Genomic DNA, 24,124 nt, shown 5'->3' with positions numbered 1-24,124 from the left:
TTGGCATTCACCTTATGGATTATTTATGGAGTTGTTAGGATTCGCAATAATTAGCAGCGATCGCGCTCAAAATCGCAACTCGCCACTTTTTCCCAGTATCTTTGGGTTTTAGTATCTAAATTCACGCGAATCTCGTTCATTCAATGCGATCGCTCTGGAAATTTATTCATAAAATTTAAATTAAACTCAGTTGATAAAAACGACATGAAAACAAAAAAATACTTGGCGCATAGAGTTCGCATCTGAATAAACTTATGCAAACCCTCCGCGAAAGTTAGTATGCTTTCATCGAACTAATCGGGGATCTGCCCAAGTAATCCGCACCATTAGCCATTCTCTTTTCCGCAATGACCACTGACGACATCGCTGAAGAATATGTCAATTTGATGGCAAAATTAATTGATTTGCCACTGGCTCCAGAACACCATCCAGGTGTGGTGGAGAATCTGAGTAAAATTGCTGCGATCGCGCAACTCGTCAACGAGTTTCCTCTGCCCGATGAAATCGAAGCCGCACCCGTGTTTCAACCATGAGCCAAGCCTATCCTGACGCTACTCAAATTGCCTATGCCGTGCGGAATTCTGAAGTTTCAGCAAAAGCCGTCGTTGCTGCTACCTTGGCGAGAATTGCCGACCAGAATCAGACGCTGAACTGTTTTACAGCTGTTACGGCTGAGACGGCAATTGCAGACGCCGAAACCATCGATCGCGCGATCGCTCAAGGCGACGATCCGGGTGTTTTAGCAGGGGTACCTTTCGCCGTTAAAAATCTCTTCGATATCGCGGGTTTAACCACCCTCGCAGGCGCAAAAATTAACGCCGAAAATCCTCCAGCGATCCAAGACGCCACCGCCGTCGCCAAACTCAAACAAGCAGGTGCCGTCCTAGTCGGGGCGCTGAATATGGATGAGTACGCTTACGGCTTTGTCACTGAAAACAGCCACTACGGTACATCAGCAAACCCCCACGATCTGACTCGCGTTACCGGAGGTTCCTCTGGAGGTTCTGCGGCTGCTGTGGCATCTGGATTAGTGCCGCTGACGCTGGGTTCGGATACGAACGGCTCGATCCGCGTTCCTGCGGCATTTTGCGGGGTTTTCGGCTTTAAGCCGACTTATGGGCGTTTGTCAAGAGCAGGCGCGGGATTGTTTTCGAGTAGCTTCGATCATATTGGGCCGTTTGCCCGTTCTGTGCGCGACCTAGCTGCCGTTTTTGATGTGTTGCAAGGGCCAGATGGTAGAGATCCGGTTTGTACAACTCGCCCCCCAGAACCGTGCTTGCCGCATCTTAAACGGAGCATTGAGGGGTTGCGAATTGCGGTGGCGGATGTTTATTTTGCCCAAGGTGCAGAACCAGAAGCGTTGGAAGCGGTTGCTAATGTCGCGCGGGCGTTAGGCGTGCAAGAAACTGTCACCATCCCGGAACCCCATCGGGCAAGGGCGGCGGCGTATGTGATTACGGCGAGTGAAGGGTCGAATCTGCATTTAGCTTCCTTGCGATCGCGTCCTCAAGATTTCGATCCGGCAACCCGCGATCGCTTTCTAGCCGGTGCCCTGATTCCGGCAAGCTGGTACATTCAGGCGCAAAGATTTCGGCAATGGTACCGCGATCGCGTTCGGGAAATCTTCAGCGAGGTTGATATTATTCTCGCCCCAACGACTCCCTGCGTTGCTCCTCCAATTGGACAAGAAAAAATGGCGATCGCTGGCGAGGAGGTGCTAGTCCGTCCCCACCTAGGACTCTTCACTCAACCCCTATCTTTTATTGGTTTGCCGGTTCTCTCTGTCCCCATTCATCGCCCCGATGCCATGCCTTTAGGAGTGCAAATCATCGCCGCGCCTTACAACGAGACGCTGATTCTCCGGGTGGCGGCGGTACTGGAGGCACAGGGTATTATTTCAGCGCCGATTGCTAATAGCGATCGCGCTTAACCCGATACATCTCGTTATCGAGATTCAGTTTTTAGAAATCCCATCCCTGATAACGTCGGGGTACGGGGGTTTCTGATCTATCGTTGCCCAAAAGTTAAAGGGTATCCCAAGAAAAAACCTCGGTTGTGTATGCCGAGGTTAATGTCTAGAGAAGAGATATCCGGTTTAGGAAAGTGTTTTAGCCGTGTTGAGCTTTTTCAAACCCCCGATCTTGCTATGGGTGTCAATCGCTCTAACAACCACTCTGTAACACTTCCAGAATTCTTTAATTTTTGAAGTTTCTGCAACAGTAAAGCCATTACACCTTCGTAGGGAGCGGTTTATGTGCGATCGCTTGGATTGGCTGCTACTGCTTTCTTCGGTTTCTTGCCTGCTTTTAGCTCTTGTTTTTCGTCGAAATGCATCTCTAGTGGTTCGCCGACATACACATCAGCCTCCATAAAGAAGCTGTCGGCAGTCATACACTCATCGAGGGTTAGGGTATTCCCTTCTTTATTGGTGTATCGCATGAATGTGTAACCTCGTGTGAACCTATGTAAACTAATATAACATCTTTTTTAATTATCTTGACAGAATTTCAATTTCATAATAAAAATCATGCTTTGGGAGGAGCATCCTGATGCATGCGAATTTAGTCCCACCGCCTCAAGCTTGGGGATATGTGCGTATTCAGTCCGCCTAGTCGCCCTTACATTTTTGCTGTCATGGGGCACACTTCATCGAATTGATTAATTGTGCAAGACACAATAGGTCATTTTCCGGTAAAGATTCAGACACGGGCAGGTAAAGCACATATTGGATCAGCCGTTGTGCATTCTCCGCTGCTTCAGTCGCTGGTTTGTCACCTGACGAAGCGTTATCTATATCTATATCTATAAAGGTCAAACTGGTATTTCCTTGAGTAGCGTCAAAACCAGACTCTCTAAGTTTTGCCATCATTGCTGGGGGATTTGAAACCAGTATGGGAACAACCCAAAACGAGTTGTACTCAGTTTGGCTTCCGGGGCAAGGAATTTCGGGTTTGAGAAGAGACAGAAATTTGCGGGCATTTTTTGACCGTCTTTCAAACCATTGGGTATTGCAGGTTCTTAATCTCCGCCTCAAAAGAACCAGCATCCGAGTCGGAGGACGATACCTAATTTTTGCCAGAATATCTCCTTGAGAAAACCCCCGTGTCATTGAGTTGATCGCGGAGTCGAGATTCTTTCCCAAGTATTTAAGAAAAACCAGTAGAGGGTAATATATCCAAGGAATGGAAAAAAGCTTTAAGCAAAAATACTTAAGGATACGTTTAAAAAACCAAGGCTCGCTCTTGGAGGGATATTGTTGCTCGATCTCTCTCATTTGTTGAGCAAGCGATCGCTCCTGAATGATAGCGATCGCTCCCCCAAGCGCCGTACAGGACTTGATCGGGCCAAAACTAAATAAACTTATATCCGCATCCTTAGAACCGTGATATTTATCTCCAGCAAAAGCTTGGGCACAATCCTCAACCAGGAAAATCTGGTGTTTCTTGCACAGTTCGGCATAAGGCTCCAGATTAATAATCGAACCGAATAAATGTGCCACAATCAAAACTTTACTTTTTTCCGAAATCAGAGATTCCAGTAATTTGATATCGGGTGCAAGTGTATCTAAGGAAATATCCACGGGTATCGGCACTAACCCGTGCCGTTTCACCACATCAACCATATCCCGAATATTGACAGCACTCATCAACACTTCCGATCCAGCAGGAAGGTTTAAAGACTGTAGCAGCAGATCGAGAGCTGTTCTAACTGAAAGCGTAACTAGAACCTTGCTACACTCATCAATTTCTTCGTCCCATCTACGCTTAAATCCAGGCTTATGGAGAATTTTGACGCGATCGTATTGTGTTTCTAAAAGTTCTCGCCCCAGCCAATCAAGTTGAATTTCTCGGATAATTTGCTCTCTGTTTGGGAAGTAAAGAAAGGAAAAAAGACTTGCTATAAGGTCGGCAAAGCTAATATGCAGACGCAATCTAGGATAAACTTTCAACCTTGTTACAGGCGACTTTAAGCTCGACGCTAACGATAAGTTGGTTGTCACATCTTTCACCAGTCGCATTACCCGCCCGGAGCTTAATTCCTGGCTAACAGAATCAAGTCTTCTAAGAGAAGACTGCCTAAGAATTTTAGTTTATTTCAATGGACTTGAGCGATGAGCCTTGAACTTGAGTTTAAGGCGGACTTGGGGCTACACAAAGAGCGCACTCCAAGCACTTCAATTACTTTCCCAAACAATCCTGCTACTTGGTCGCGACACCGGCGATTTGAGGGCTAACAATGGGGAAATCGATCTCAAACTTTTCGTAATTGAGGCGGTCAAAACCAGCGTTTTCCAATGCTACCCAAGTTTCTCGATCTGGGTTGCAACCATCGGCAAGAAATTTCCACACTGGACGCACTCCCTCCTGTACCCGTCGCAAGAAAGTACCTTGGGGTGCGGCGACGTGTTCGAGAAACAAGAAGCGCCCGCCGGGTTTGAGAACTCGCAAGATTTCATGGAAAGTTGCTGTTAAATCCGGCACCGAACACAAGACAAGGGTACTAACGACTGCATCGATACTGTTATCTTCAGCTTCCAGTCGTTGGGCGCTAATACTGCGGATATCGGGATTGTTTAAGCCATTTCGTTCGCCTTCTTTTCGCAGATAAGGATGCATATACGGGTTCGGCTCGATGCCAATCCAGCGAATGTCTTTGGGATAATAAGGGAAGTTAGCACCCGTTCCTGGGCCAATTTCCAACACATCGCCGTGCAAGTCAGAAAATAGATCGCGCTTGCGATCGCTTACCAGTTTTTCATATCCAGCGTTGCCTTTGGATAGCAACCACGCAAATAAGCGCTTATTCCAGCAACAGGGACAGCTTTGCATTTGTAACTCCATAGAAATTTCTTATTATCTACTAGCTGCTGACCGAGTGCTGAGTGGCTGTGCTGGGCGGCTATAAAAATACCCTAGGGGCATGGCAATACCATATCCCTAGGGAACACGAACTTTATACGTTATTTAAGCCCGATTCCTTATTCAATCGTCAACTTAAATGTGTATCTGGAATTGGTCAGCTTATAAGGCTGTGCAACCACAACCCGGTAATCGCCTGTTGATGTTGCCTCGAAATAAATATTTTGTGGGTGTTCCATCACTTCTCCGTTAGGCCAAACGAAGGTGAAGCCAGACAGTCCTTCGTCGTTGTTATCGGCACCTACGCGATCGCCTTCCCAGGTTACTTCTGTAATAATTGTTTGACCTTTCCGTGCCCTGAAAGTATAGATGTCCTTTTTGCCTAGGGGCACCGCTCCCTTAATCGTAGTAGAGCTTCTCCCCTGTGCAAACTGTACGCGCCGATTGACGCCGGTTTGGGGTTGGGCGGCAATTTGGAGGGTAGTATTGCCTACGTTAGTCTTAGAAACATGAATACCGGAAGCGTTGTTAGTGAGTGCTGTCGCCCATGCTTGGGAGTTCAACAATAGAAATGCCCCTGCACCGAGTAGCGCCAGCGTTGAAACATATTTGTAATTAAATTTACGAAGACCGAATGCCATGTGTTAACCTTCCTTTGAACTGAAGACGAGTTGTCGGCATCTGCACTTAGCACCCTTCAACTGCCTGCTTTTTGGTTCTTCAAATCGACGAAAAGCATTTCCAGAAATCAGGCAAAACCAAGGCTCGTTAGGGTTACAGAGCTTTACAGAGCGTGTGTGCGCGGGGAAGGAAAATAGTCATTAGACGCAGGAATGACCAATGGCAATGATGAAAACTTACGACTGGATTGTTGTCGGCGGCGGCATTACAGGCGCGGCGCTGGCTTACGAACTGGCAATCAAAGGCTTTTCGGTTCTTTTGTTAGAGCAACACGCCTCACTGCAAGGTGCCACTCGCTATAGTTATGGTGGAATTGCCTACTGGTCAGGGACGACTGAGTTGACGCGACAGTTATGTGCTGAGGGGATTGAGCGTCACCGCATTTTATCTGAGGAATTAGACACCGATACCCAGTTCCGCGAATTGGATTTAATTTTGACGATTGGTACTGATGACGATCCGGAGAAAGTTGCTGCCAACTACGCTGAGTTTGCAATTCCGCCTCGGTTACTCAGCGTTGCAGAAGCTTGCGAGATAGAACCGCTACTCAATCCAGATGCGATCGCTGCTGCTTTAACGGTTCGTCACGGTCACATTGAACCCGAAAAACTAACTCAAGGCTACACTCAAGCTTTTCGCCGCGCTGGGGGTGAGGTGCAAATCGATCGGGTGGTGGAACTACTCGGCACAGGCTCAAAGATTCAGGGAGTCAAAACCCCAACGGCAACCTACCACGCTGCCAAAACGGTTATTTGTGCCGGTGCAATGAGTCGGACGCTACTCAAAGCTGCGGGTATTCCCATCCGCTTGTATTTCACCCATACCGAACTCATCGAAACGCCACCCGTTGATGTACAGTTGCAGACAACGGTGATGCCAGCAGAGATCAAACGCTTTCAACTAGAAGCAGAAGCAACTATCCCTGAACGCGATCGCTTATGGGATGAACCCGATTATGAGCCTGTTCCACCGATTCTAGATGCGGGTGCGATTCAGTTCAAAGATGGCAGTTTACGCATCGGTCAAATTAGCCGCGCGATCGCGAACCCCGACGCTAAAATTGATGCGGCTCAAAGTGAAGCGAACCTTCGTGCTGCGGTGGGGAAAATCTTACCTGCACTAGAAAATCTACCCGGAAAGTGGCATCACTGCTTGGTTGCGTTTAGTAGCGATCGCCTTCCCTTAGTCGGCGCACTCAATAACGTAGACGGCGCTTATCTCTTCTCCGGATTCTCAAATCCCTTGGTATTCGTGCCATCCTTAGCCAAGCATTTTGCTAGTTGGGCAGCAGGTCAAGAAGACGAGGTTCTCACCCAATTATCGCCGCTACAGTTGTAGCGATACAATCCCTATTAGTCTGCGTAGGCAGGCTTTGTTTGTATAGCCGCGACTTCAATCGTGAGGCGTTTTTACTATGACAACCACGAGTTTATTGATTTTTGCGATCGCTGGAATGTTTGCCGGAATTCTCGCGGGATTTTTAGGCATTGGCGGCGGTACGGTTCTTGTCCCCTTATTAGTCGCTTTGAAATACACACCCGTGCAAGCGGTTGGCACCAGTAGCCTAGCAATTTTAATCACAGCAATTTCTGGCAGTGTCCAAAACTGGCGGATGGGGTTATTCAGCTTCAAAAGAGTAATTGCCATTGGATTTCCTGCTGTAGTCACTGCACAAATTGGTGCTTATTTAGCTACCCAATTCCGTCCTTATTTACTGCTAGCAGCTTTTGGATTATTGCTACTTTTAAATATTTACTTAGTTGAACTACGCAAGCAGCTAACAATCAAGAAGAAGCAGGAAGAAGAACAGGAACTAAAAACTCCAGGTAGCCACGATACCATCCCTAAAAATTCAAACATCTTCTTCAATCCAAATTTTGCCAGAATTGCCACTGGCAGCGCTGCTGGGATACTCGCAGGTTTATTTGGGGTTGGTGGCGGTGTAATTATGGTGCCGCTGCAAATTTTACTTTTAGGAGAAACCATCAAAGTCGCCATTCAAACCAGTTTAGGTGTCATCGTTATTACAGCTATATCAGCGACTATCGGACACGCTTTCAGAGGCAATGTTTTGTTAGTTGAAGGACTTCTTTTAGGATGTGGTGGTTTCTTGGGGGCGCAAATAAGCACGCGCTTTCTACCCAAATTGCCCGATGAAGTCGTCAGTTTAGCCTTTCGCACCTTGCTAGGGATTTTATCTATTTATGTCTTTTGGCAAGCATGGCAAAACTATAACAATTTTAAAATTTAAGCTTATATAAAAACTGTTTTTAGATAAGTTGAAACTTTAAATTACAATAATTACCTTTCTCTATTTATTGAATTTATTTGTATTGATAACGAGCCTGGTTTAGTTATCAGATACGAGCGGTTCAGACCCCCGACTTCTGGGAGAAGTCGGGGATCTCGCCTTCACTAATAACTCGTAACTAATAACTAAGCAGACAAACCGTTTCTTTCTCTTAAACCTTTAGCAAGCGACAAGCGCATCTGAACGATTCAGAACTCTTAAATCCTCCTCATCCAACTCGACGGGGACGCCGCTGCGAATCAGTTCCACAAAGTCCTCGTTGGGAACCATAAAGCACAGCGTATACAAGCGATCGCAACCTGTATTTTCAATTTTATGAATCCCTGTCGGCGGGACTAATAAGCTGTCTCCAGGGCAAATCGGGACGGTTTTGCCGTCGCAAGTCGCAAGTCCTTGCCCCTTGAGGACAAAAAACATCTCCACAGCCATTTGGTGACGATTGGGAGGAGTTTTCCCACCAACATCAAAAATTTCTACACAAAACGTTAATGAAACGTTAGCGCTTGCCGGATCGAAGACAATCGCTAACCGATTACTATCCTCAGGAGTGATGCGAAAGGCTTGATAGTCTCTGGGAGACTTGACGATCGGAATCATGCAACGGGACGAGTCCATCGGGCATTTCTCCTCTAAAAGAGAGCAATATGGCTAATGGCTAATTGTTCGTTACCATTGGCGATTAGCATTAGCGGTTAGCCAACTGAATTGCTTCTACGATAGCTTGAGAATCTGCCACGAAACCAAAACACTGTTTTACGTTATAAAGGGTGGCTTGCCAGCAATACTCTGGGGATGTGGTAGCAGTACCATCCTTTACCAAAATGCAGTCATAGCCGAGAAAGTTAGCATCTTGCAGTGTTGCCATCACGCACTGATCTGCATTGACTCCGGCAAAGAACAAAGTCGTTTTTCCCAGGTTCCGCAAGATGCTGTCGAGAGGTGTATCCCAAAAACCGCTCATCCGGTACTTATCGACGCGGATATCTTCGGGGTTGGGTTCCAATTCATCCACCACCGCCGCCGCCCAACTGCCCACCATCAGCACTGGCGAACCATTCGCGGGCAACGGATCTCCTAAACCCACGCCATCGCCAGTGGGATTATAAACATGGCGTACACTAGCGCTGATATTCAGTAAGTCGGGACGGTTTCCCCAGTTAATCCAAATCACCGGAACGTTTGCCGTTCGCAATTCTGGCAACAGCGTTTTAAGCGGATTGATGGGCGTTCGGGCGGGTGTCACGTCTACGCCAATGTGGGCTAGCCAGCCATCTGGATGACAGAAATCATTCTGCATATCAATCACCAAAATCGCGGCTTTTGCCAAATCTAGGCGTAGTGTCTTGGTTTCTGTGGCTAGGGTGACAACTTGCGGTTTTAAAGGCGGGCGCGTGATATCAGCAATTTCCGCATCAACTGCCCAAGCATTCGGCGGCACGCCCAAGGTACGGAGGGGTCGATTCATAGGGAGAGTGCAAGGGGGCAATCTTGAGGAATACTACTTTTTTTGCCCAGGACTCTTAAATTTTTTGATTTCTTAACTTCACGGGAAAATGCGCGAGTTATAAACTTACAGAAGGTTTGGGCATACCCGATTGACCTGTTCCTGCTTACTTGCAGAACCTCCTCACTTCTCCACCAGCAAGAGTAAGATCGGAAATAATTTTTAATCCCAAAAGGCAAAATTCCCCTTCTCCGTACCCCCCTCTATCTCCCCGCCAGCAGAGGGAAGATAAGGAATAAATTTTATTCAGGAGGGTTGGGGTGGGGTTCCGGAACTAGAATGAAACGATCTTGTTGCTTAAACCACCATCGGTAACTCTTGAAAGCTACTTTTTAGTAAAGTTTTGTCTTCCTCGGCGCGGAGGAGTTCCATTACCCGATCCTTATAATCCTGAAACAGAGGATTGCACTTAATGTCGTAAGTGCGATCGCTGGGGAGTTTTATACTCAGTTCTTCTTTAACCGTACCTGGACGCGAACTCAGCACATAGATGCGTTGAGATAGAAACACTGCTTCCTCAACATCGTGAGTAATCATAAATATTGTTGTCCGCGTGCGTTGCCAGACTTGCAGCAAAAATTGCTGCATCGCTTCTTTCGTCTGCACATCCAACGCCCCAAATGGTTCATCCATCAGTAAAATTTTCGGTTGCGAGGCTAAAGCACGCGCGATCGCGACCCGTTGCTTCATCCCGCCTGAGAGTTCCTTCGGAAGTGACTTGGCAAACCCAGACAACCCCACCACCTCCAGATAATAAGCCACCCGTCGCCGTCGTTCTACCGAGGAGACACCTTGCAGCTTTAAACCAAATCCCACGTTCTCTGCAACCGTCATCCACGGATACAGCGTATAGCTTTGGAACACCATTCCCCGGTCAGGGCCAGGTCCCGTCACGCGCACCCCATCGACCAAAACTTCCCCCGCCGTGGGAGTATCCAATCCAGCAATCAACCGTAGCAATGTTGACTTACCAGAACCCGAAGCACCTACCGCACAGATACATTCTCCCTCTTCAATCTGCAAATTGATATCTTTGAGAGCAACGAGCGAACCGCGTCGAATTGGAAATTGTTTATGGAGTTGAGAAACTTGCAAATGCATAATGAGTGATAATTTTAAGTTTTTAGATTGAGTTGCCCACTCTAATCGTCATTGGTCACTAGCACCGAACGAATCCTTCAAAACCAATGACTGCTTACTTCTTTTCTTAATCATTAGCCCACTTACAAGACACGCGCAGTAACAATCGAAACAAAAGGTCGATCGTCAAACCAATCAAGCCAATTACAATCAGTCCCGCAAAAATTTCATCGGTCTTGAGAAATCTTTGGGCGACACTAATACGGCGACCCAAGCCTTCTGTCGCTGCCACCAACTCGGACACGATGACTAAGTTCCAAGAAGCTGCCATATTGACGCGACCCGCATCGATAATACTCGGAAGAATAAAGGGAAAAATTACTTGCAATAAAACTTGCTTTCGCTGACCGCCCAAGGTGTAGGAAGTTTCCAATAGCTCTTTCGGTACAAACTTCACCGCATCCATCACCATGAGCGTGTTAAAAAATAGCGTTCCGATAAAAATCAGCAGAATTTTTGGTTCTTCTCCCAGACCAAAATACAAAATTAGTAAGGGAATAAAAGCCGGTGCTGGCATATAACGCACAATGCCAATAATCGGTTCCATCAGCGCTCGAATGCTGGAAAAAGTTCCCATCAGTATCCCTAAGGGAATTGCAATCAGCGCCGCCAGAGAAAAGCCACTCAGAACGCGAAACAGGCTATAGGCAATATCTTTTTGCAAATCGCCAGTTGCTAAAAGCCTCTGAAAAGCGCCCCAAACTTGAGCGGGAGTCGGCAAAAATAAAGGTGCGACTATCCCAGCATTGGAGACTATCCACCAAAGAGCAAGCGGGATGCAAATTGACAGAACCATTAAAGTCCATGCCAATTTTTTAGGAATCTCCTCACCAATGCGCCAGAAGACGCTAGGCGATAACATTTTACGAGGACGAGCGGAATTATTTTCCGGCAAATCTTCAGCGTAGCGGTTCATGATTTTTGCTTTGCCGCGTAGGCTTTGATAAACTGATCGTCAAATATTTGGGTGAGATTCGGAGCCTGTTTAGCTAACTTAGCCTCAACTAAAAATTTGCTAATTTCTTGAGCGGCGTAACCCAAAGAGGTCATGTCATTACCGGGACTAAATGCTTTCAAATTATCTTCAATGGTAAAGATTTTAGTCCCGGCTTCGTATTTCTTGTATTCATCAACCGTGACCCCAGCCCGTTTTGCCATCGTGGCGTAAGCTTTGTCAGGATTGGTGCGGATAAACGCCAACGTGTCGAACCAAGTATTGACCAAAGCTTGCACGTCTTGAGGACGTTCGGTAATCAGTTTTCGACTGACCGTTAAATGATCGGGAATTGCTCCCGGAAAGTCTTTAGAACTGAATAATTCTTTACTTCCAGCACGTTCTAGCGCCTTGCTGGTAAACGGTGCAAAAACTCCAACTGCATCCACCTGACCCGCAACAAAAGCAGCTGAGGCTGCGCCGGTTTCTAAAGGCTGAAAAGTAATATCAGCCTGGGTTAAACCCGCTTTTTTCAGTCCGAGAAGTAGCAAGAAATGATCGACGGTTCCTTCTTCAGCAGCGATTTTTTTCCCTTTGAGGTCGGCAATACTATTGATACCTTCCCGAACAATAATTTTATCGTTGCCTGTTGAATTGTCATTAACTAATACAATCACTTGATCGGAACCAGCAGCCACTGAGCTGATCGTGTCATTCAAGGTTTGGGTATTCGCGCTGAGCTGACCAGCATTGAGGGCGTTAATGGAATCTAAATAGCCATCAAACCACTTCAAATTCACATTAACTTTGTTCGCGTCAAACAGCTTTTCTTCCTGAGCCACCTGCCAGGGCAACCACCCAGGCCAGACACTGAAACCCATTTGGATTGTTTCAGTTTTTGAGGATGTAGCGGTTTGCTGGGGGTTAGCACAACTAACCGTAATGACGAGGCTGAGCAAAAAGACCGAGAATAGAGAAAGTAACTGGCGGGTCTTCATTGAGTCTCACTCTTTACTAGCAGGCTCATTAGGCGGGTAGCATTTCTGTTGCCGCAGCAGATGAACGTTGATTTAAAACTTGCGACTTTACCCAATCAAACCAATTTTCTAATCCCTCACCCGTCTTGGCAGAAACCGCAATAATTGTGACATGAGGGTTCATCTGACGAACGTTGGCGGCAATCCGATTAATATCAATATCGAGATAAGGAGCTAAATCGATCTTGGTAATTAGCAAACAATCCGCTTCTTGAAACATCACCGGATATTTGAGCGGCTTATCTTCCCCTTCAGTCACGCTCAACAAAGCAACTTTAACGTGTTCTCCCACTTCAAACTCAGCAGGACAAACTAAATTACCGACATTTTCAACTAGCACTAAATCAAAATCCGAAGGATTATATTGGTGTTCTAGTTGATGAATTCCCCCAGCTACCATCTTGGAATCCAAGTGGCAGGAACGCCCCGTGTTAATTGCAATAACAGGGACTCCATATTGACGCAAACGGTCGGCATCCAACTCCGTCGTCATATCCCCTTCAATTACGGCGATTTTCAAATCATCCGTCAAAACGGCAAGCGATCGCTCTAACAGTGCCGTTTTACCCGCCCCAGGACTACTCATAATATTGAAACAAGTAATCCCCCACTTATCGAAATGCGCCCGATTATGATCGGCTCCTTTCTGATTAGCATGGAGCAAGTTAATTCCTAATGCAGCGTCAAATGTTTGATGCATAAGCGTTTTTCTGTACTTCGTCAAAACTATACTCAATTCGGTCAATTTTTAGTTCTCTACCTGAGCGAATATCCTCCATCGGTGAGTCACACTCAGGGCAGCCGTATTGCAATCCAACTTGGGGTGCATATTCTTGTTGGCAGCGGTGACAAAAGGCAATCAGCGGTGTTTCCTGAATTACCAGTTCTACCCCTTCTAAAAAGGTGTTGCCAGTCTGTACTTCAAAAGCAAATTTTAGACTGACAGGTTCGACACAAGTGAACTTACCAACAATTAAGTGAATCTGGGTAATCTGGGGGCGCTCAGTCTGGGATTCCCACCAGTCTTTTACTGTGAAAATGAGCGCCTTTGTCATGTCAGTTTCGTGCAAGGCTCAACTCCACTCTGCAACTAATTCTGGTTGGGCGTAGGGGTGAATGTATGCGGCTTTTTCTTTTCGAGGTAACTGTCCTGACAGCACTAGATGCGCCATCGTGTCGCAAATCACTCGCGTCGCCATCAAAGATGTCATGTCACTGATGTCGTAAGGGGGCGATACTTCCACCACCTCAAGCCCGCAAACGGGTGCTTTCTGAACAATTTTACCCAGCATATAAAGAGCCTCGCGGGGCAATAATCCGCCCGGTTCAGGCCAACCCGTTCCAGGGACAAAACCGGCATCAATGCAGTCAATATCAAAGCTGATATAAACGCAGTCGGTTCCATCTAAAGCCCTTTCTAGAGCGAAGTTTACCGCTGCATCCAAACCCATTTCTGTGATGTCTGTAACTGTCAGAATATTTGTGGCTCGTTCTCGACAGATTTTTACACCTTGACGCGGCACTTGCCAGCCGCCGATTCCTAATTGCACGAGGTTTTTTGGATTGGCATTTTTGATGTTTGTGGCATGGAACCAAGGGCAGGTGTGCATGCGCTCATCAAGGTCTGTTTCCTGGGTATCGACGTGGCGATCGAAGTGAATAATCCCCATTTTTTTATCCCCTAAGTGGCGACAAACTCCGCGCACTGTGGGATAGCCAATTGAATGATCGCCTCCCAAAATTATTGGGAAAGCACCGGAACTAAAGATGTGAGCAATTCCTTTAGAAATTTGGTCAAATGACTTTTCGTTATTTCCGGGAATTGTGAAAATATCTCCAACATCACACAGGGTAATTTGCTCTCGCAAATCAACGCCTAATTCAAAGTTATAGGGCGTATACAAAGCTGAAATCCGCCGAATTCCTTGGGGACCAAAGCGGGTTCCAGGTCGGTAGGTGGTGCCAGAATCGTGCGGTACGCCTACAATGGCAACATCGTATTCACCGACTTTTCGCACATCTTCTATATAAGGTGCTTTCAGGAAGGTGTTAATACCTGCGTAGTGGGGAAGTTCGCCGCGAGAGAAGGTAGAAATAGAGCGATCGCGTATACTTTCTGCTGCCTCTAATCCAAACTCTAACCCTTTTGCAACCTCCTGTTGCCAGCCTGTCATTGGCAGATGGGTTTCTTTCTCTAAGGCGCGACTCGCTTCAGTAGACGGCGGCTGAAAATCCGAATTCGAGTTTTGAGAATTTATGTCAGTCATGTTTGGAAAAATGGGATGTTTCGTCAGTCTAAAAGCTCTATTTTTTCTCCCAAGTCAAAGAAGACTTGCAAAAACAATAGCCCGGGTAAGCCATAACAGATAAGCTTCTGCTATGTACCTCCCGGGCTTTTCTCCCGCCGTGTAACCAGTCCGTGTTTCAATTTCTAAAAACACTCCATGACTGATTCGCTTCTCTCGGACCAGCCGTTTAAATCTTTAGACGTAAACCGGAACCCTAGAAGCTATTAATTTTTTTTACCCGATAGCTATCAATATTTGTTGGATGAACTTTGAAAGCTTAAATGTATAGATATCAATAAATTTTAAGGGAGAATGTAATCAAAGTTACAATTTGGCGGATTCCCCCCTGGGGGAATCCAGAGTCAAGCGATCGCTACCTAGATGAACGCTCGCATCACAGCCTACAAGCAGGATTTTGCTATCGAGAAGGCTCAAATCCTACCGGACACCGCAGCCAAACCTGGATGCAAACGACTCCAGGCTTGGCGCATCATCAGCGCCCAATTAGGACAATCTTGTGTAGCTACGCTTACCCCTAAGAGCGATCGCCCTACACGGGTCAGTCGTCGGAAAGCTTTAGTCTTCGTGATCTTCAAACGGATCGCTCAATTCCTTAGAAGGAGGCCCGAACGCAGTGTAGATGGTGAAACCAGTGATAGCGACGAGAAAGGTAGCGATAGAAATGCTAAGAACTGTTGCGGGTTCCATAGGTGAGATAATTTATGAGAGCAGTTCCTATACAATATTACAAAACGTTAAAAACTTCTGTCGAGATTGATCCTAGGAAAGCTATGGCACAACGGACTTGGTTAGGAGATGTCCTCAAACCCCTTAACTCTGAATATGGGAAAGTATCTCCGGGGTGGGGCACTACGCCATTGATGGGCGTCTTTATGGTGCTATTTTTGGTCTTTTTACTGATTATTCTGCAACTTTACAATTCCTCACTCCTCGTTGAGGGTGTTGATGTCGATTGGAAAAGCCTAGGGCGTTAATCGACTGCGATCGGGCGCGAAGTCCTTGGGCTTTACATAACGCCACGATTAAAAAACACTGATGCTTTCCCGGCTAGACCGGGTTTTTTTGTCGGTTCTATACTAAAGTTAACCTTTTGCACGAAAAATCCTATGAATATCTTTGGCATCGGTCTGCCGGAAATGGCGCTGATTATGGTTGTGGCTCTTTTGATTTTTGGTCCCAAAAAGTTGCCAGAAATTGGTCGCAGTATGGGCAAGGCAATTCGCGGCTTCCAGGAAGCATCCAGAGAATTTGAAACTGAGTTCAAGCAGGAAGCAGAGCAGATAGAACAAGCTGTCAAGACACTACCCCAGGCTGACTCAGAGAAAGTAGCAAACGGAAAGTCAGAGAATCCCGCAACTAGCTCATCGCAACACAGCTAAAACTGGCAATTCTCGTTGCCACGCTAGCGATTCTCACTCTTAGTGGAATATACAGGAACCTCACCCCCGACCCCCTTTTATGAACCGAGAGGGGATATCGAACCCCTCCCCGTTCGCTGGGAGAGGGCAGGAGTGGGGTTAAACCGTAGTGCATCCAATAGAGAATTGCTATAGAACAGGAAAGGGGGTAGACGCTAATTGTCAGCGACTGGTAGAAAGCCATATTTCTGCAATATCTGCTGCCCTCTGTTACTAGTAACAAAGTTGATGAATTCTTTTGCCTGCTGGGAATTTTGACTTTGCTTGACAACCGCTATCCAATAGCGGATAGGTCGAGTTGATTCAAGGGAAATTCGGGCGATCGCCTTCACTTTCTTCGATATCGCCGCATCCGTTGCATAGACAAGGGCGGCGTCAACATTTCCCTGCTCCACATAAGTCAAAACTTGACGCACATTGTCACCAAAGACTAACTTTTTTTCTTTTTCCAGTTTGGTATAAAGATTTTCTTTTTCCAGAGCTATTTTTGCGTACTCTCCCGCTGGCACTGTAGCTGGATTACCGATTGCTAAACGTTTCAGACGACTATCCCTTAAGTCAGATAGTTTCTTCAGCCAAGGGGTTTGAGCAGTAGTTGCCACCAGGACTAATTGATTACGAGCAAACGTCTTGCGAGTTTGGGGAAGCAACAAATTCTGCGTTTCTAAAGCATCCATCGGTCGAGCTGCTGCACTCGCGAATACATCAATGGGGGCACCCCGTTCGATTTGCTTTTGCAAGAAACCAGAAGCGGCAAAATTAAAGTGAACGGTAAAGGTAGGAAGCTGAGCTTGAAAGGATGTGGCAATCTCTGTAAAAGCTTCGCTCAACGAAGCAGCAGCAGCAACAGTCAGCGTGGTAGATGTAGATTCAGATGCCTTTGGGGAAATAGCTGGGGCACTGCAAGCCCCCAGCAGAAGACTCATAACCAGACTTAGCAGGATGAGAGGGGGTAGGATAGCGAACCGATTGGCATTCTCCGGACACTTGCGTGGCATCAAAAAAGAACTCAAGCGTTTTTTCCCTAGCAAAAACTATGATTTGAGGCTTTGATTTCTTGAACCATTCGTTTCAGCGCTCCGCTTTGCCATTGAGTTCGGGTTTACCCGGAACTTCAAATTTGTAACCGACGCCCCGAACCGTTTGAATTAACTCAGGCTGAGTAGAATCGATTTCTATCTTCTTGCGAATCTGCCCGATATGAACGTCAACAACCCGTGGGTCTCCAATGTAGTCAGAAGCCCAAACTTCCTTGATTAACTCGGCTCGACGCCAAACTCGACCGGGATGACTCGCCAAGAAATGCAACAAATTAAATTCTAAGGCGGTCAGAGGTACTGGTTGGTCGCTTAGATTCACCTCTCGACGCACTGGATCGATCACTAGTTTGTCAAAGATGAGGCGTTGCTGTTCGGCGACTTTCAGGGGTCGATGGCGCTTTAAAAGCGCCCCGACGCGGACGCCTAATTCTCCCAAGCTAAAAGGCTTGGTAATGTAGTCATCCGCACCCTGGGAGAAGCCGTGGATTTTATCGTTTTCGTCGGCGCGACTCGTTAGCAGCAGTACTAATACGTCGGTGCGGCTTTGCAATTCTTTGCAGAGTTGATAGCCATTCGCGTCAGGCAAATTCACGTCCAGAATCACCAGGTTTGGGTTGAATTGATCAAACACGGCGCGGGCGGTCTTGCCGTCTTCAGCAGACTCCATTTGATAATTTTGCTGACTTAAGAAGCGATAGATGAGATTCCGGATGGCCGGATCGTCATCCACGACAAGAATCTTGTGAGTTGCGGAAGCCAGGACCATAACTTTCCACTAAGAACTGGATTATGATTAACGGACAGCGGTATTTTAAGCAAACAGGTCGAGTCGGGGAAATAAGCGCTTTGGAAGGCGAAAAATCGCTTCCTTACCTTATTAATATTCCCAAGCTTAATGACGTAATGAGCATTTTAGACAATTATCGTCGCTCTCCCCAGTTAGTGAAAATATCTCGTAATCGTCAAGTCTCCACGATGGGCAGTCTGGCGGTTTGTTGTAAGTCTTTTTTGTCTAAAAAAATTAAATTTGCCGAGCGAATCCGGATAAATCATTTGACGGTTAGCTGGTAAACGAATAAAAGTGTCTTTCGAGAGAAGCGCTTGTGTTCAAGGATCAAGCTAAACTAACTTGGAGGATAGGATGAATGTAGGCACTCAAGGCTAAGGGTCAACTGCGATTAGGCAGTGATTTCAAGGACTTGAACGGCTTTGAACAAAAAACCAGTATGACAAAACTTCACGGGAAATGTATAGATACTTTGCCAAATGTAGTAATTTATGACCATTCCATCCTTCAAGAGCCGTAGCACCTTCTCCAATCAGCGTGAAAGTATTCCAATCGCGCTCTCATGGGGTCGGAGATCTTCTTTTCGCAACGGGAATTAGGGAGTTTTAGGTTACATAGGTTAGAACGGCTGGCTAACGATACTTTCTTCTAGCCTGAGGAACTGGCAGTGTAGATAGGGAGCTAGATTGCCAGAAACGATTGAGTCGATGAAGACTGCTAAAAATAATAGATCTCTGGGAGGTTTTGGATGAGCGAGCAAAATCCCTACGAAAAGCTTGGACTGTCAGAAGACGCAACTTTTGAGGAAATTCAGGAGACCCGCAAGCGCCTTCTTCAAGAGCATCATGGCGAGAAGGAGCTTCTGGAAGCGATGGAGACGGCCTACGATGCGATTTTAATGGAACGTCTGAGGATGCGCCAAGAGGGAAAAATTAAGGTTCCGGAACGGATTCGGTTTCCAGAGCGGGCGATCGCGCCTCCTCCCACTTTTACCCCTGTGCCGGTCAACCGTTCCCCAGCTTGGTTGCAAAATCTGATTGATACGCCTTCCTTACAGGAGGTGGCGTGGCCTAGCGGTTTGTTCTTGGCATTGAGCGCCATTACAGCCTATCCAGGCACCAATGATTCGATGCTGCCATTGAATATGGCGTTAGGGGCTGGATTAACTTTATTTTTGGTCAATCGCAAAGAGCGGAAATTTGGTCGCGCTTTCCTGCTGACGCTGCTGGGGTTGTTCGTTGGAATTGGATTGGGAACGCTGCTTGATAATGTGCTGATGACGCAAATTTCCAATATCGGATTGACGCCAGATAAATTCGTCACGGTGGTGACGTTTATTATTCTCTGGCTGGTTAGTAGCTTTCTGCGCTAAAGCTAAGAATTAAACATGAAAAATTAAGAGTTAATTAGAGAATTTTTAATTTTTCATTTTTTATGTTTAATTCTTCAGGCAGCGGCTGACTCAACACGAAATCCACGGCTTCACCAAGGTTGTTTACGATCAAGTCTGGCTGGTATTGCTCAAGCTGAGCGCGATCGCGTATCCCGCACAAAACCCCGATGACCTTAACGCCGTGGTTTTTTGCGGCAATTATATCAGCCTCGGTATCCCCGATCATCCACACCTCAGAGGCGGGAGGAAGTTCCGCGATCGCGCGTTCCATCAGCAGCGGTTTGTCGTCGATGTCACGAGTCTTCACGTAGTCGTTCGCCAGGTGGTAGCACCGATTCTCTGGGAAAAATCGCGCTAAGTCGTAACGACCGAAAGCGTAATCTAACTCTCGCTGACGGCGCATGGTTAGTACGACCAAATCGACGCCTGCTTGCTGTACTTTTTCTAAAGCGTCAACGGCTCCGGGTGCCAGGGCGTCATAAACTAGATAGGGCATGGTATGCACGGTTTGACGCCGCAGTGCCGCAAATGCTTGGGCTTGCTCTTCATCGAGACCGGAAAGGATGCCGATTTGTCGTTCTGGGACGCGCGATCGCTTCAAACCCCAAAACTCCTCCTTAGACATCTGACGCACTGACTGGTCTTCCCGCCGCGTCTGTTCCAAACAAAACTGGTAAACTTGGTAATATCGCTCCGAAACGTCCATAATTGGGCCGTCGAAGTCACTGATAATTCTTAACATTTTTAGACGCAGGGGTTAATCTATATGACTAAGATTAATCACAAATTACCCCCTTTTTACCTGCCTGCCGATAGGTTCCTCAATACAGGCTACCTCGCTTCATCTGCTCTCGTTCAATCGCTTCAAAAAGAGCGCGAAAGTTGCCTTCCCCAAAACCCCGTGCCTGTAAGCGGCGCTCAATTAACTCAAAGAAGAAAGTAGGTTGTTCAAAAATCGGTTGAGTGAAGATTTGCAGTAGCAACGCTTCGGGAGAGTTTTCCTCCCAATCCACCAAAATTTGTTGCACCGCAATTTCCTGAATTTCGGCCTCCGATAGCTGAAGTCCTTGCCGGTGAAGCAGTTGCGTGTAGTAGGTGCGGGGAACTTGCAGAAAGGGTAGACCGCGTTGACGGAGATAGGCGATCGCATCCACAATATTGGGCGTTTGCAAAGCAATATGCTGAACTCCTGGCCCCCGATTCACCTCCAAAAATTCCTGAATTTGGGAATTTGCAGATGTGGGTTGATTAATCGGTAACTTAACCCAACCATCCGGATGAAGCATCACCTTACTGTGCAGTCCCGAACGCTCGGTTTGAATCGCAAACGACTGCTGAGGTATAAACGCCAGCGTCTTTTCATACCAAGCAACTGCCCGATCCAAGTCCCCAGCCGCCACATTCAGCACGACATGATCGATGCCGCCAAACGCGAAGCCGGTGTTGCTCCTGCCATCTAACCGCTCGGAATCATCATCCCATAAGACTTTTCCGCCATCCCAGTCAAGGTGGGGAAAAGTGCAAATAAAACCTCTATCTTGGCGCTCAACAAACCTAGGCTGCCTTTCTATCAAGGTATGGCTCAAAGAACCCCAAGCGGCAATCTTGCCCCACTTCAGAAAGACCTTACCAGGTTGTTCTTGGATGGGTTGCAACACCTTAGCGCCTCCATTGACCGCCTTCGTCATCACCGCTTCCACATCAGGAACGCTAAAAGCAATGTCAGCAACGCCGGGAGGATGTTGGTGCAGAAACTGGGCAACGGGACTCGCCGATGTCAGGGGTGAAGATAGCAAAAAATAGACTGAGCCGCTTTTGACCACTTCTGTGTGAGTGTGGTCGCTTACCCCAGCGGCTACTGCTTGAAAGCCCAGCAGTAGCATAAACCAGTCGCGCGACGCTTTGGCATCTTCAACATAGAAGTGAACATGGTCAATTTTCATGGTTTATCCAGTCTGAGCAGCTCTACCTGAGTGTAAATTTTGCCCTCTTCCTGGCATTTACAGGTCATTCTTGAGAAAGAATCCCTCCTTTGATAAAGCGCTGAGTGCTGTAGGCGTTAGGTTTCCCTGCCCTGTTGAGAACCGAGTGGGAGATGGGAAGGCAGCACAGAGTGAGTAAAAAAACAGCAAATTTTATCCGTGGTGTACTCAGTTCGCAATGACGATTTAGAAAAACAGGTGGCTCTCTGGTTGAAGATTAATTTCCATCGGCACCGCTTGCGGATCGGCGCTGAGCGCGAACAGAATCGCATCAGCGGCAGTTTCAGGGCTGAGCATCTTTTTCCGATCGACTTTTAGGCTGACATTATCCCAAAAAGGAGAATCAACGCCGCCAAAATAGAACAGGGTGAACTTGATGCCGAAGCGCTTCAGCTCATCTGCCATACACTTGCTGAAACCCACGACGCCAAACTTTGAGGCACAGTAAGCCGCTGCCATCGCCATTGAGTGCTTGCCCAGAATCCCCACCACATTGCAGATATGACCGCTTTTATGCTCTTTCATTGCCTCTGCTGCTGCCTGACAGGTGTAGAAGCTGCCTTTTAAGTTCACATCAAGCATGGCGTCTAAATCTGCGGGTTCTAACTGGTTGTACTGCTTCATGACGCCAGCGCCTGCCGCATTAACTAAAACATCAATTTGACCAAAGTGGGCGATCGCTTTTTCCATTAGCGTCTCCACTTGCTGCGGTTTAGTAATATCTGTCGGTACGGTTAAGACTTGAGGGAGTCCAGATGCCAAGTTTTCCAACCGGCTGCTATCTCTTGCCGCTAGTACCAACCGCGCCCCCATCGGTGCTAGTTTGCGAGTTAAGGCAGAACCAATGCCGCCGGTAGCACCAACGATGACAACGACTTTATCTTGCATATTCCTTTACATTTCTTTACATCTTCTCCCATCATACTGACCGCGATTGATTCTGCTCAAACCAGTGATTTCTCGTTTGCAGAGCGAGGAGACGCCTAAGAACGCTCTCAGGACGCTCTTGCTTCCAGCAATCACCGAGAAAGCCTAGGAAGAGGGTGGAACCCCATAGCAGCACCTAAGCACGGTAGCAAGCCCATCCAGTAGGCATTTCCTGGTAGAGCCTCTCAAAGCAGAAACCGCGAAAATGAGCAGACTTCCCAGGCAAAACCTTGACATTTCGTAAAAATCGAGGCTGTGATGGACAAAGTGCGTGAGAGTTCCTGCTTCAGGTTGAGTAAATCATGGATTGGATAGTCAAAGAGACAGGGGAAATATTTACTGGCTTATCCCAGCTATTTACAACCCCAATTTTTGAAATCGGCAACACCCGTCTTTCCCTCGGTTCGATTGTCCAACTGATTTTGTTAGCGATCGCTGTCTTTATCGCTTCTCGCGCTACCAGCGAGTGGATTAAGCGGAAAATTCTGGTGCGGGTGAAATTGGATCGAGGAACGCGAGAAGCGATCGCAGCGGTCATCGGCTACCTTTTAGCCGGTTTCGGATTTATGATTGTCCTGCAAACAGCAGGCATCAACCTGAGTTCTCTAACAGTATTCGCTGGAGTGATTGGGATTGGGTTGGGCTTCGGATTACAGAATTTATCCAGCAACTTTATCAGCGGATTGACGCTACTTTTTGAACAACCGATTAGAGCCGGAGACTTTATTGAAGTTGATGGTCTTTTAGGAACTGTAGAAAATATTTCTATTCGTTCTACAATTGTTCGGACGCTGGATGGCGTTTTTGTCATCGTTCCCAATGTTCGATTTGTAGAAAACCATATTATTAACTGGACTTATAAGGACCCCAAGTGTCGCATCCATATCCCAATTGGAGTTGCCTATGGGAGCGAACCCATCTTAGTCACAGAAGCACTTTTAGCGGCTGCTCGAATGGAACCAGGCGTTTTATCTTCTCCTGCTCCCAAAGTTTGGTTTAAAAATTTTGGAGAAAGTTCTTTAAATTTTGAGCTATTAGTTTGGATCGATCGACCGCAGGGTAGCGATCCCATCAAAAGTTCTTTAAACTTTGCGATTGAGAATGAATTTCGCGACCGGGGAATCTCCATTCCTTTTCCCCAGAGGGATATCCACATTCGCAATTTAGAAGAAATAACGCATCGGTTTCATAAAACCAGCGCGACAGATGTTCCTAATTGCAAAGTCAATTCGCACAATAGTACTATCACACCCAACCCCAAAGTTCTTCCCAAATCCCCCGATAATTGGACGCTGCGCGATTTGTTGCGGAGAGTCACTTTCTTTGAGTCGTGTACGGATTTAGAACTGCGTCAATTGATTGAGTACGGATATCGACAACTGTATCCAAACGGACAGGCTGTTTGTCAAGAAAATGACCCCGGCGATTCATTTTATATTATTCTGACTGGCTCTGTAGAAGTCTTTTCTCAAAAAGCAGAGAAATATATTGCAACGCTTCACAAAGGGGAATTTTTTGGAGAAATTTCTTTGTTGCTAGGAACTCCTCGCTCAGCAACAGTTCGCACTTTGGAAGATTCCATTTTGTTTGTCGTAGACCGCAACGACTTACAGAAGCTTTTAGTCACGCATCAGGAGTTAGCCGATCAGATTGCCCAAAAGTTATCAGAACGACAACAGGCGTTACGAGATTTGGGAATACTAACAGAAGAAGTCTCCGAACAGACTCCTTTAATCCGAATCCGTCAACGAATTCAAAGCCTTTTTGGCATCTAAGAATTAATTCGCTTGAGATAGGCAATG

General features: G+C 46.8%; 28 protein-coding genes and 1 riboswitch. Of the genes, 9 read left to right on the top strand and 19 right to left on the bottom strand.

From position 1 onward, the window contains the following. The first annotated feature begins 347 nt into the window (after positions 1 to 347). Positions 348 to 533, top strand: a complete 186-nt coding sequence (locus tag NDA06_RS06700) for a DUF4089 domain-containing protein (RefSeq protein ID WP_190411431.1) — start codon at positions 348 to 350, stop codon at positions 531 to 533. Beyond that, positions 530 to 1,930, top strand: a complete 1,401-nt coding sequence (locus NDA06_RS06695) for an AtzE family amidohydrolase (protein ID WP_190985552.1) — start codon at positions 530 to 532, stop codon at positions 1,928 to 1,930. The genes NDA06_RS06700 and NDA06_RS06695 overlap by 4 nt, the downstream gene beginning before the upstream one ends. A gap of 320 nt (positions 1,931 to 2,250) precedes the next feature. On the opposite strand, the gene NDA06_RS06690 is transcribed toward NDA06_RS06695, so the two are convergent. The 4 genes from NDA06_RS06690 to NDA06_RS06675 all read right to left on the bottom strand — a co-directional run bounded on the left by NDA06_RS06690 (position 2,251) and on the right by NDA06_RS06675 (position 5,500). Further along, entirely contained in the window at positions 2,251 to 2,439 is a 189-nt protein-coding gene (locus tag NDA06_RS06690; protein ID WP_190411487.1) for a hypothetical protein, read from the bottom strand. Between the two features lie 193 nt (positions 2,440 to 2,632). Next, positions 2,633 to 3,949, bottom strand: a complete 1,317-nt coding sequence (locus NDA06_RS06685) for an aminotransferase class I/II-fold pyridoxal phosphate-dependent enzyme (RefSeq protein WP_242047428.1) — start codon at positions 3,947 to 3,949, stop codon at positions 2,633 to 2,635. A 250-nt stretch (positions 3,950 to 4,199) separates the two neighbouring features. Then, positions 4,200 to 4,841 (bottom strand): class I SAM-dependent methyltransferase, encoded by a 642-nt coding sequence (locus NDA06_RS06680; RefSeq protein ID WP_199324057.1) that lies wholly within the window; start codon positions 4,839 to 4,841, stop codon positions 4,200 to 4,202. Between the two features lie 137 nt (positions 4,842 to 4,978). Then, the gene (locus tag NDA06_RS06675) at positions 4,979 to 5,500 is read right to left on the bottom strand and encodes a hypothetical protein (protein WP_190985555.1); all 522 of its coding nucleotides are present in this window, start codon (positions 5,498 to 5,500) and stop codon (positions 4,979 to 4,981) included. Between the two features lie 208 nt (positions 5,501 to 5,708). On the opposite strand from NDA06_RS06675, the gene NDA06_RS06670 reads away from it, so the two are divergent. Together NDA06_RS06670 and NDA06_RS06665 are read left to right on the top strand one after the other, a co-directional pair. Further along, a complete protein-coding gene (locus NDA06_RS06670) occupies positions 5,709 to 6,878 on the top strand; it encodes an FAD-binding oxidoreductase (protein ID WP_190985574.1) in 1,170 nt (389 codons plus the stop codon). 76 nt (positions 6,879 to 6,954) lie between these two features. After that, the gene (locus NDA06_RS06665; protein WP_190985556.1) at positions 6,955 to 7,791 is read left to right on the top strand and encodes a sulfite exporter TauE/SafE family protein; all 837 of its coding nucleotides are present in this window, start codon (positions 6,955 to 6,957) and stop codon (positions 7,789 to 7,791) included. A 219-nt stretch (positions 7,792 to 8,010) separates the two neighbouring features. On the opposite strand, the gene NDA06_RS06660 is transcribed toward NDA06_RS06665, so the two are convergent. The 10 genes from NDA06_RS06660 to psbN form a co-directional block, all read right to left on the bottom strand. Next, entirely contained in the window at positions 8,011 to 8,466 is a 456-nt protein-coding gene (locus NDA06_RS06660; protein ID WP_190985557.1) for a cupin domain-containing protein, read from the bottom strand. A 70-nt stretch (positions 8,467 to 8,536) separates the two neighbouring features. Then, complete coding sequence (locus tag NDA06_RS06655; RefSeq protein WP_190985558.1) at positions 8,537 to 9,316, bottom strand: cysteine hydrolase family protein; 780 nt, start codon at positions 9,314 to 9,316, stop codon at positions 8,537 to 8,539. Between the two features lie 336 nt (positions 9,317 to 9,652). Then, positions 9,653 to 10,456, bottom strand: a complete 804-nt coding sequence (locus NDA06_RS06650; protein WP_190985559.1) for an ABC transporter ATP-binding protein — start codon at positions 10,454 to 10,456, stop codon at positions 9,653 to 9,655. Between the two features lie 106 nt (positions 10,457 to 10,562). After that, on the bottom strand, positions 10,563 to 11,411 hold the full coding sequence (locus NDA06_RS06645) for an ABC transporter permease (RefSeq protein WP_190526823.1): 849 nt from the start codon (positions 11,409 to 11,411) through the stop codon (positions 10,563 to 10,565). Then, on the bottom strand, positions 11,408 to 12,427 hold the full coding sequence (locus NDA06_RS06640) for an ABC transporter substrate-binding protein (RefSeq protein WP_190526821.1): 1,020 nt from the start codon (positions 12,425 to 12,427) through the stop codon (positions 11,408 to 11,410). Before NDA06_RS06640 ends, NDA06_RS06645 begins: the two co-directional genes overlap by 4 nt. Before the next feature lie 28 nt (positions 12,428 to 12,455). Then, complete coding sequence (gene hypB / locus NDA06_RS06635; RefSeq protein ID WP_190985560.1) at positions 12,456 to 13,166, bottom strand: hydrogenase nickel incorporation protein HypB; 711 nt, start codon at positions 13,164 to 13,166, stop codon at positions 12,456 to 12,458. Beyond that, positions 13,150 to 13,536, bottom strand: a complete 387-nt coding sequence (hypA, locus tag NDA06_RS06630; RefSeq protein ID WP_199299643.1) for a hydrogenase maturation nickel metallochaperone HypA — start codon at positions 13,534 to 13,536, stop codon at positions 13,150 to 13,152. Before hypA ends, hypB begins: the two co-directional genes overlap by 17 nt. A gap of 3 nt (positions 13,537 to 13,539) precedes the next feature. Beyond that, positions 13,540 to 14,733 (bottom strand): agmatinase, encoded by a 1,194-nt coding sequence (speB, locus tag NDA06_RS06625; protein WP_190985561.1) that lies wholly within the window; start codon positions 14,731 to 14,733, stop codon positions 13,540 to 13,542. A 116-nt stretch (positions 14,734 to 14,849) separates the two neighbouring features. After that, a riboswitch (guanidine-I (ykkC/yxkD leader) is annotated at positions 14,850 to 14,983 on the bottom strand. A gap of 202 nt (positions 14,984 to 15,185) precedes the next feature. Beyond that, complete coding sequence (locus NDA06_RS06620) at positions 15,186 to 15,350, bottom strand: hypothetical protein (protein WP_190532789.1); 165 nt, start codon at positions 15,348 to 15,350, stop codon at positions 15,186 to 15,188. After that, a complete protein-coding gene (psbN, locus tag NDA06_RS06615; protein WP_190411418.1) occupies positions 15,331 to 15,462 on the bottom strand; it encodes a photosystem II reaction center protein PsbN in 132 nt (43 codons plus the stop codon). Before psbN ends, NDA06_RS06620 begins: the two co-directional genes overlap by 20 nt. 83 nt (positions 15,463 to 15,545) lie before the next feature. Between psbN and psbH the strand changes: the two genes are divergently transcribed. Together psbH and NDA06_RS06605 are read left to right on the top strand one after the other, a co-directional pair. Then, positions 15,546 to 15,749, top strand: a complete 204-nt coding sequence (psbH, locus tag NDA06_RS06610; RefSeq protein ID WP_190411417.1) for a photosystem II reaction center protein PsbH — start codon at positions 15,546 to 15,548, stop codon at positions 15,747 to 15,749. Between the two features lie 132 nt (positions 15,750 to 15,881). Further along, entirely contained in the window at positions 15,882 to 16,154 is a 273-nt protein-coding gene (locus NDA06_RS06605) for a TatA/E family twin arginine-targeting protein translocase (RefSeq protein WP_190411416.1), read from the top strand. Between the two features lie 194 nt (positions 16,155 to 16,348). Here NDA06_RS06605 and modA read toward each other — a convergent pair whose 3' ends face one another. Both modA and NDA06_RS06595 read right to left on the bottom strand, forming a co-directional pair. Next, positions 16,349 to 17,191, bottom strand: coding sequence for a molybdate ABC transporter substrate-binding protein (modA, locus tag NDA06_RS06600; RefSeq protein ID WP_190985562.1), 843 nt, complete (start codon positions 17,189 to 17,191; stop codon positions 16,349 to 16,351). A gap of 73 nt (positions 17,192 to 17,264) precedes the next feature. Continuing rightward, on the bottom strand, positions 17,265 to 17,999 hold the full coding sequence (locus tag NDA06_RS06595) for a response regulator transcription factor (RefSeq protein WP_190411414.1): 735 nt from the start codon (positions 17,997 to 17,999) through the stop codon (positions 17,265 to 17,267). A gap of 23 nt (positions 18,000 to 18,022) precedes the next feature. On the opposite strand from NDA06_RS06595, the gene NDA06_RS06590 reads away from it, so the two are divergent. After that, positions 18,023 to 18,304: a hypothetical protein gene (locus tag NDA06_RS06590; protein WP_190426037.1), complete on the top strand. Its 282-nt coding sequence runs from the start codon at positions 18,023 to 18,025 to the stop codon at positions 18,302 to 18,304. 464 nt (positions 18,305 to 18,768) lie between these two features. Then, positions 18,769 to 19,392, top strand: coding sequence for a CPP1-like family protein (locus NDA06_RS06585; RefSeq protein WP_190411412.1), 624 nt, complete (start codon positions 18,769 to 18,771; stop codon positions 19,390 to 19,392). 34 nt (positions 19,393 to 19,426) lie between these two features. Here the strand turns inward: NDA06_RS06585 and NDA06_RS06580 are convergent, their stop codons facing one another. From NDA06_RS06580 to NDA06_RS06570, 3 genes are all read right to left on the bottom strand, one after another. Then, positions 19,427 to 20,155 (bottom strand): HAD family hydrolase, encoded by a 729-nt coding sequence (locus NDA06_RS06580; RefSeq protein ID WP_190985563.1) that lies wholly within the window; start codon positions 20,153 to 20,155, stop codon positions 19,427 to 19,429. Between the two features lie 79 nt (positions 20,156 to 20,234). Next, positions 20,235 to 21,356: a 4-hydroxyphenylpyruvate dioxygenase gene (hppD, locus tag NDA06_RS06575; protein WP_190985564.1), complete on the bottom strand. Its 1,122-nt coding sequence runs from the start codon at positions 21,354 to 21,356 to the stop codon at positions 20,235 to 20,237. A gap of 225 nt (positions 21,357 to 21,581) precedes the next feature. Beyond that, on the bottom strand, positions 21,582 to 22,283 hold the full coding sequence (locus tag NDA06_RS06570; RefSeq protein WP_190985565.1) for an SDR family oxidoreductase: 702 nt from the start codon (positions 22,281 to 22,283) through the stop codon (positions 21,582 to 21,584). Between the two features lie 341 nt (positions 22,284 to 22,624). On the opposite strand from NDA06_RS06570, the gene NDA06_RS06565 reads away from it, so the two are divergent. Continuing rightward, positions 22,625 to 24,097: a cyclic nucleotide-binding domain-containing protein gene (locus NDA06_RS06565; protein WP_190985566.1), complete on the top strand. Its 1,473-nt coding sequence runs from the start codon at positions 22,625 to 22,627 to the stop codon at positions 24,095 to 24,097. Positions 24,098 to 24,124: the final 27 nt, after the last annotated feature.

The sequence above is a fragment of the Trichocoleus sp. ST-U1 genome (assembly GCF_039961835.1).
Classification (GTDB): Bacteria; Cyanobacteriota; Cyanobacteriia; order Cyanobacteriales; family FACHB-T130; genus FACHB-T130.
Note: the sequence above shows the minus strand (reverse complement) of the source record. Positions and strands in the feature narration are given on the sequence as shown.

What these genes read in the sequence shown, in the direction of transcription:
- NDA06_RS06690 (WP_190411487.1), bottom strand. Translation starts at nt 2,439, where the DNA reads ATGCGATACACCAATAAAGAAGGGAATACCCTAACCCTCGATGAGTGT.
- NDA06_RS06570 (WP_190985565.1), bottom strand. Translation starts at nt 22,283, where the DNA reads ATGCAAGATAAAGTCGTTGTCATCGTTGGTGCTACCGGCGGCATTGGT.
- NDA06_RS06675 (WP_190985555.1), bottom strand. Translation starts at nt 5,500, where the DNA reads ATGGCATTCGGTCTTCGTAAATTTAATTACAAATATGTTTCAACGCTG.
- NDA06_RS06670 (WP_190985574.1), top strand. Translation starts at nt 5,709, where the DNA reads ATGAAAACTTACGACTGGATTGTTGTCGGCGGCGGCATTACAGGCGCG.
- NDA06_RS06645 (WP_190526823.1), bottom strand. Translation starts at nt 11,411, where the DNA reads ATGAACCGCTACGCTGAAGATTTGCCGGAAAATAATTCCGCTCGTCCT.
- NDA06_RS06660 (WP_190985557.1), bottom strand. Translation starts at nt 8,466, where the DNA reads ATGGACTCGTCCCGTTGCATGATTCCGATCGTCAAGTCTCCCAGAGAC.
- NDA06_RS06585 (WP_190411412.1), top strand. Translation starts at nt 18,769, where the DNA reads ATGAGCGAGCAAAATCCCTACGAAAAGCTTGGACTGTCAGAAGACGCA.
- NDA06_RS06590 (WP_190426037.1), top strand. Translation starts at nt 18,023, where the DNA reads ATGATTAACGGACAGCGGTATTTTAAGCAAACAGGTCGAGTCGGGGAA.
- psbN (WP_190411418.1), bottom strand. Translation starts at nt 15,462, where the DNA reads ATGGAACCCGCAACAGTTCTTAGCATTTCTATCGCTACCTTTCTCGTC.
- NDA06_RS06650 (WP_190985559.1), bottom strand. Translation starts at nt 10,456, where the DNA reads ATGCATTTGCAAGTTTCTCAACTCCATAAACAATTTCCAATTCGACGC.
- NDA06_RS06700 (WP_190411431.1), top strand. Translation starts at nt 348, where the DNA reads ATGACCACTGACGACATCGCTGAAGAATATGTCAATTTGATGGCAAAA.
- NDA06_RS06565 (WP_190985566.1), top strand. Translation starts at nt 22,625, where the DNA reads ATGGATTGGATAGTCAAAGAGACAGGGGAAATATTTACTGGCTTATCC.
- modA (WP_190985562.1), bottom strand. Translation starts at nt 17,191, where the DNA reads ATGCCACGCAAGTGTCCGGAGAATGCCAATCGGTTCGCTATCCTACCC.
- hppD (WP_190985564.1), bottom strand. Translation starts at nt 21,356, where the DNA reads ATGAAAATTGACCATGTTCACTTCTATGTTGAAGATGCCAAAGCGTCG.
- NDA06_RS06680 (WP_199324057.1), bottom strand. Translation starts at nt 4,841, where the DNA reads ATGGAGTTACAAATGCAAAGCTGTCCCTGTTGCTGGAATAAGCGCTTA.
- NDA06_RS06655 (WP_190985558.1), bottom strand. Translation starts at nt 9,316, where the DNA reads ATGAATCGACCCCTCCGTACCTTGGGCGTGCCGCCGAATGCTTGGGCA.
- NDA06_RS06640 (WP_190526821.1), bottom strand. Translation starts at nt 12,427, where the DNA reads ATGAAGACCCGCCAGTTACTTTCTCTATTCTCGGTCTTTTTGCTCAGC.
- NDA06_RS06580 (WP_190985563.1), bottom strand. Translation starts at nt 20,155, where the DNA reads ATGTTAAGAATTATCAGTGACTTCGACGGCCCAATTATGGACGTTTCG.
- NDA06_RS06595 (WP_190411414.1), bottom strand. Translation starts at nt 17,999, where the DNA reads ATGGTCCTGGCTTCCGCAACTCACAAGATTCTTGTCGTGGATGACGAT.
- psbH (WP_190411417.1), top strand. Translation starts at nt 15,546, where the DNA reads ATGGCACAACGGACTTGGTTAGGAGATGTCCTCAAACCCCTTAACTCT.
- NDA06_RS06695 (WP_190985552.1), top strand. Translation starts at nt 530, where the DNA reads ATGAGCCAAGCCTATCCTGACGCTACTCAAATTGCCTATGCCGTGCGG.
- NDA06_RS06605 (WP_190411416.1), top strand. Translation starts at nt 15,882, where the DNA reads ATGAATATCTTTGGCATCGGTCTGCCGGAAATGGCGCTGATTATGGTT.
- NDA06_RS06665 (WP_190985556.1), top strand. Translation starts at nt 6,955, where the DNA reads ATGACAACCACGAGTTTATTGATTTTTGCGATCGCTGGAATGTTTGCC.
- hypB (WP_190985560.1), bottom strand. Translation starts at nt 13,166, where the DNA reads ATGCATCAAACATTTGACGCTGCATTAGGAATTAACTTGCTCCATGCT.
- speB (WP_190985561.1), bottom strand. Translation starts at nt 14,733, where the DNA reads ATGACTGACATAAATTCTCAAAACTCGAATTCGGATTTTCAGCCGCCG.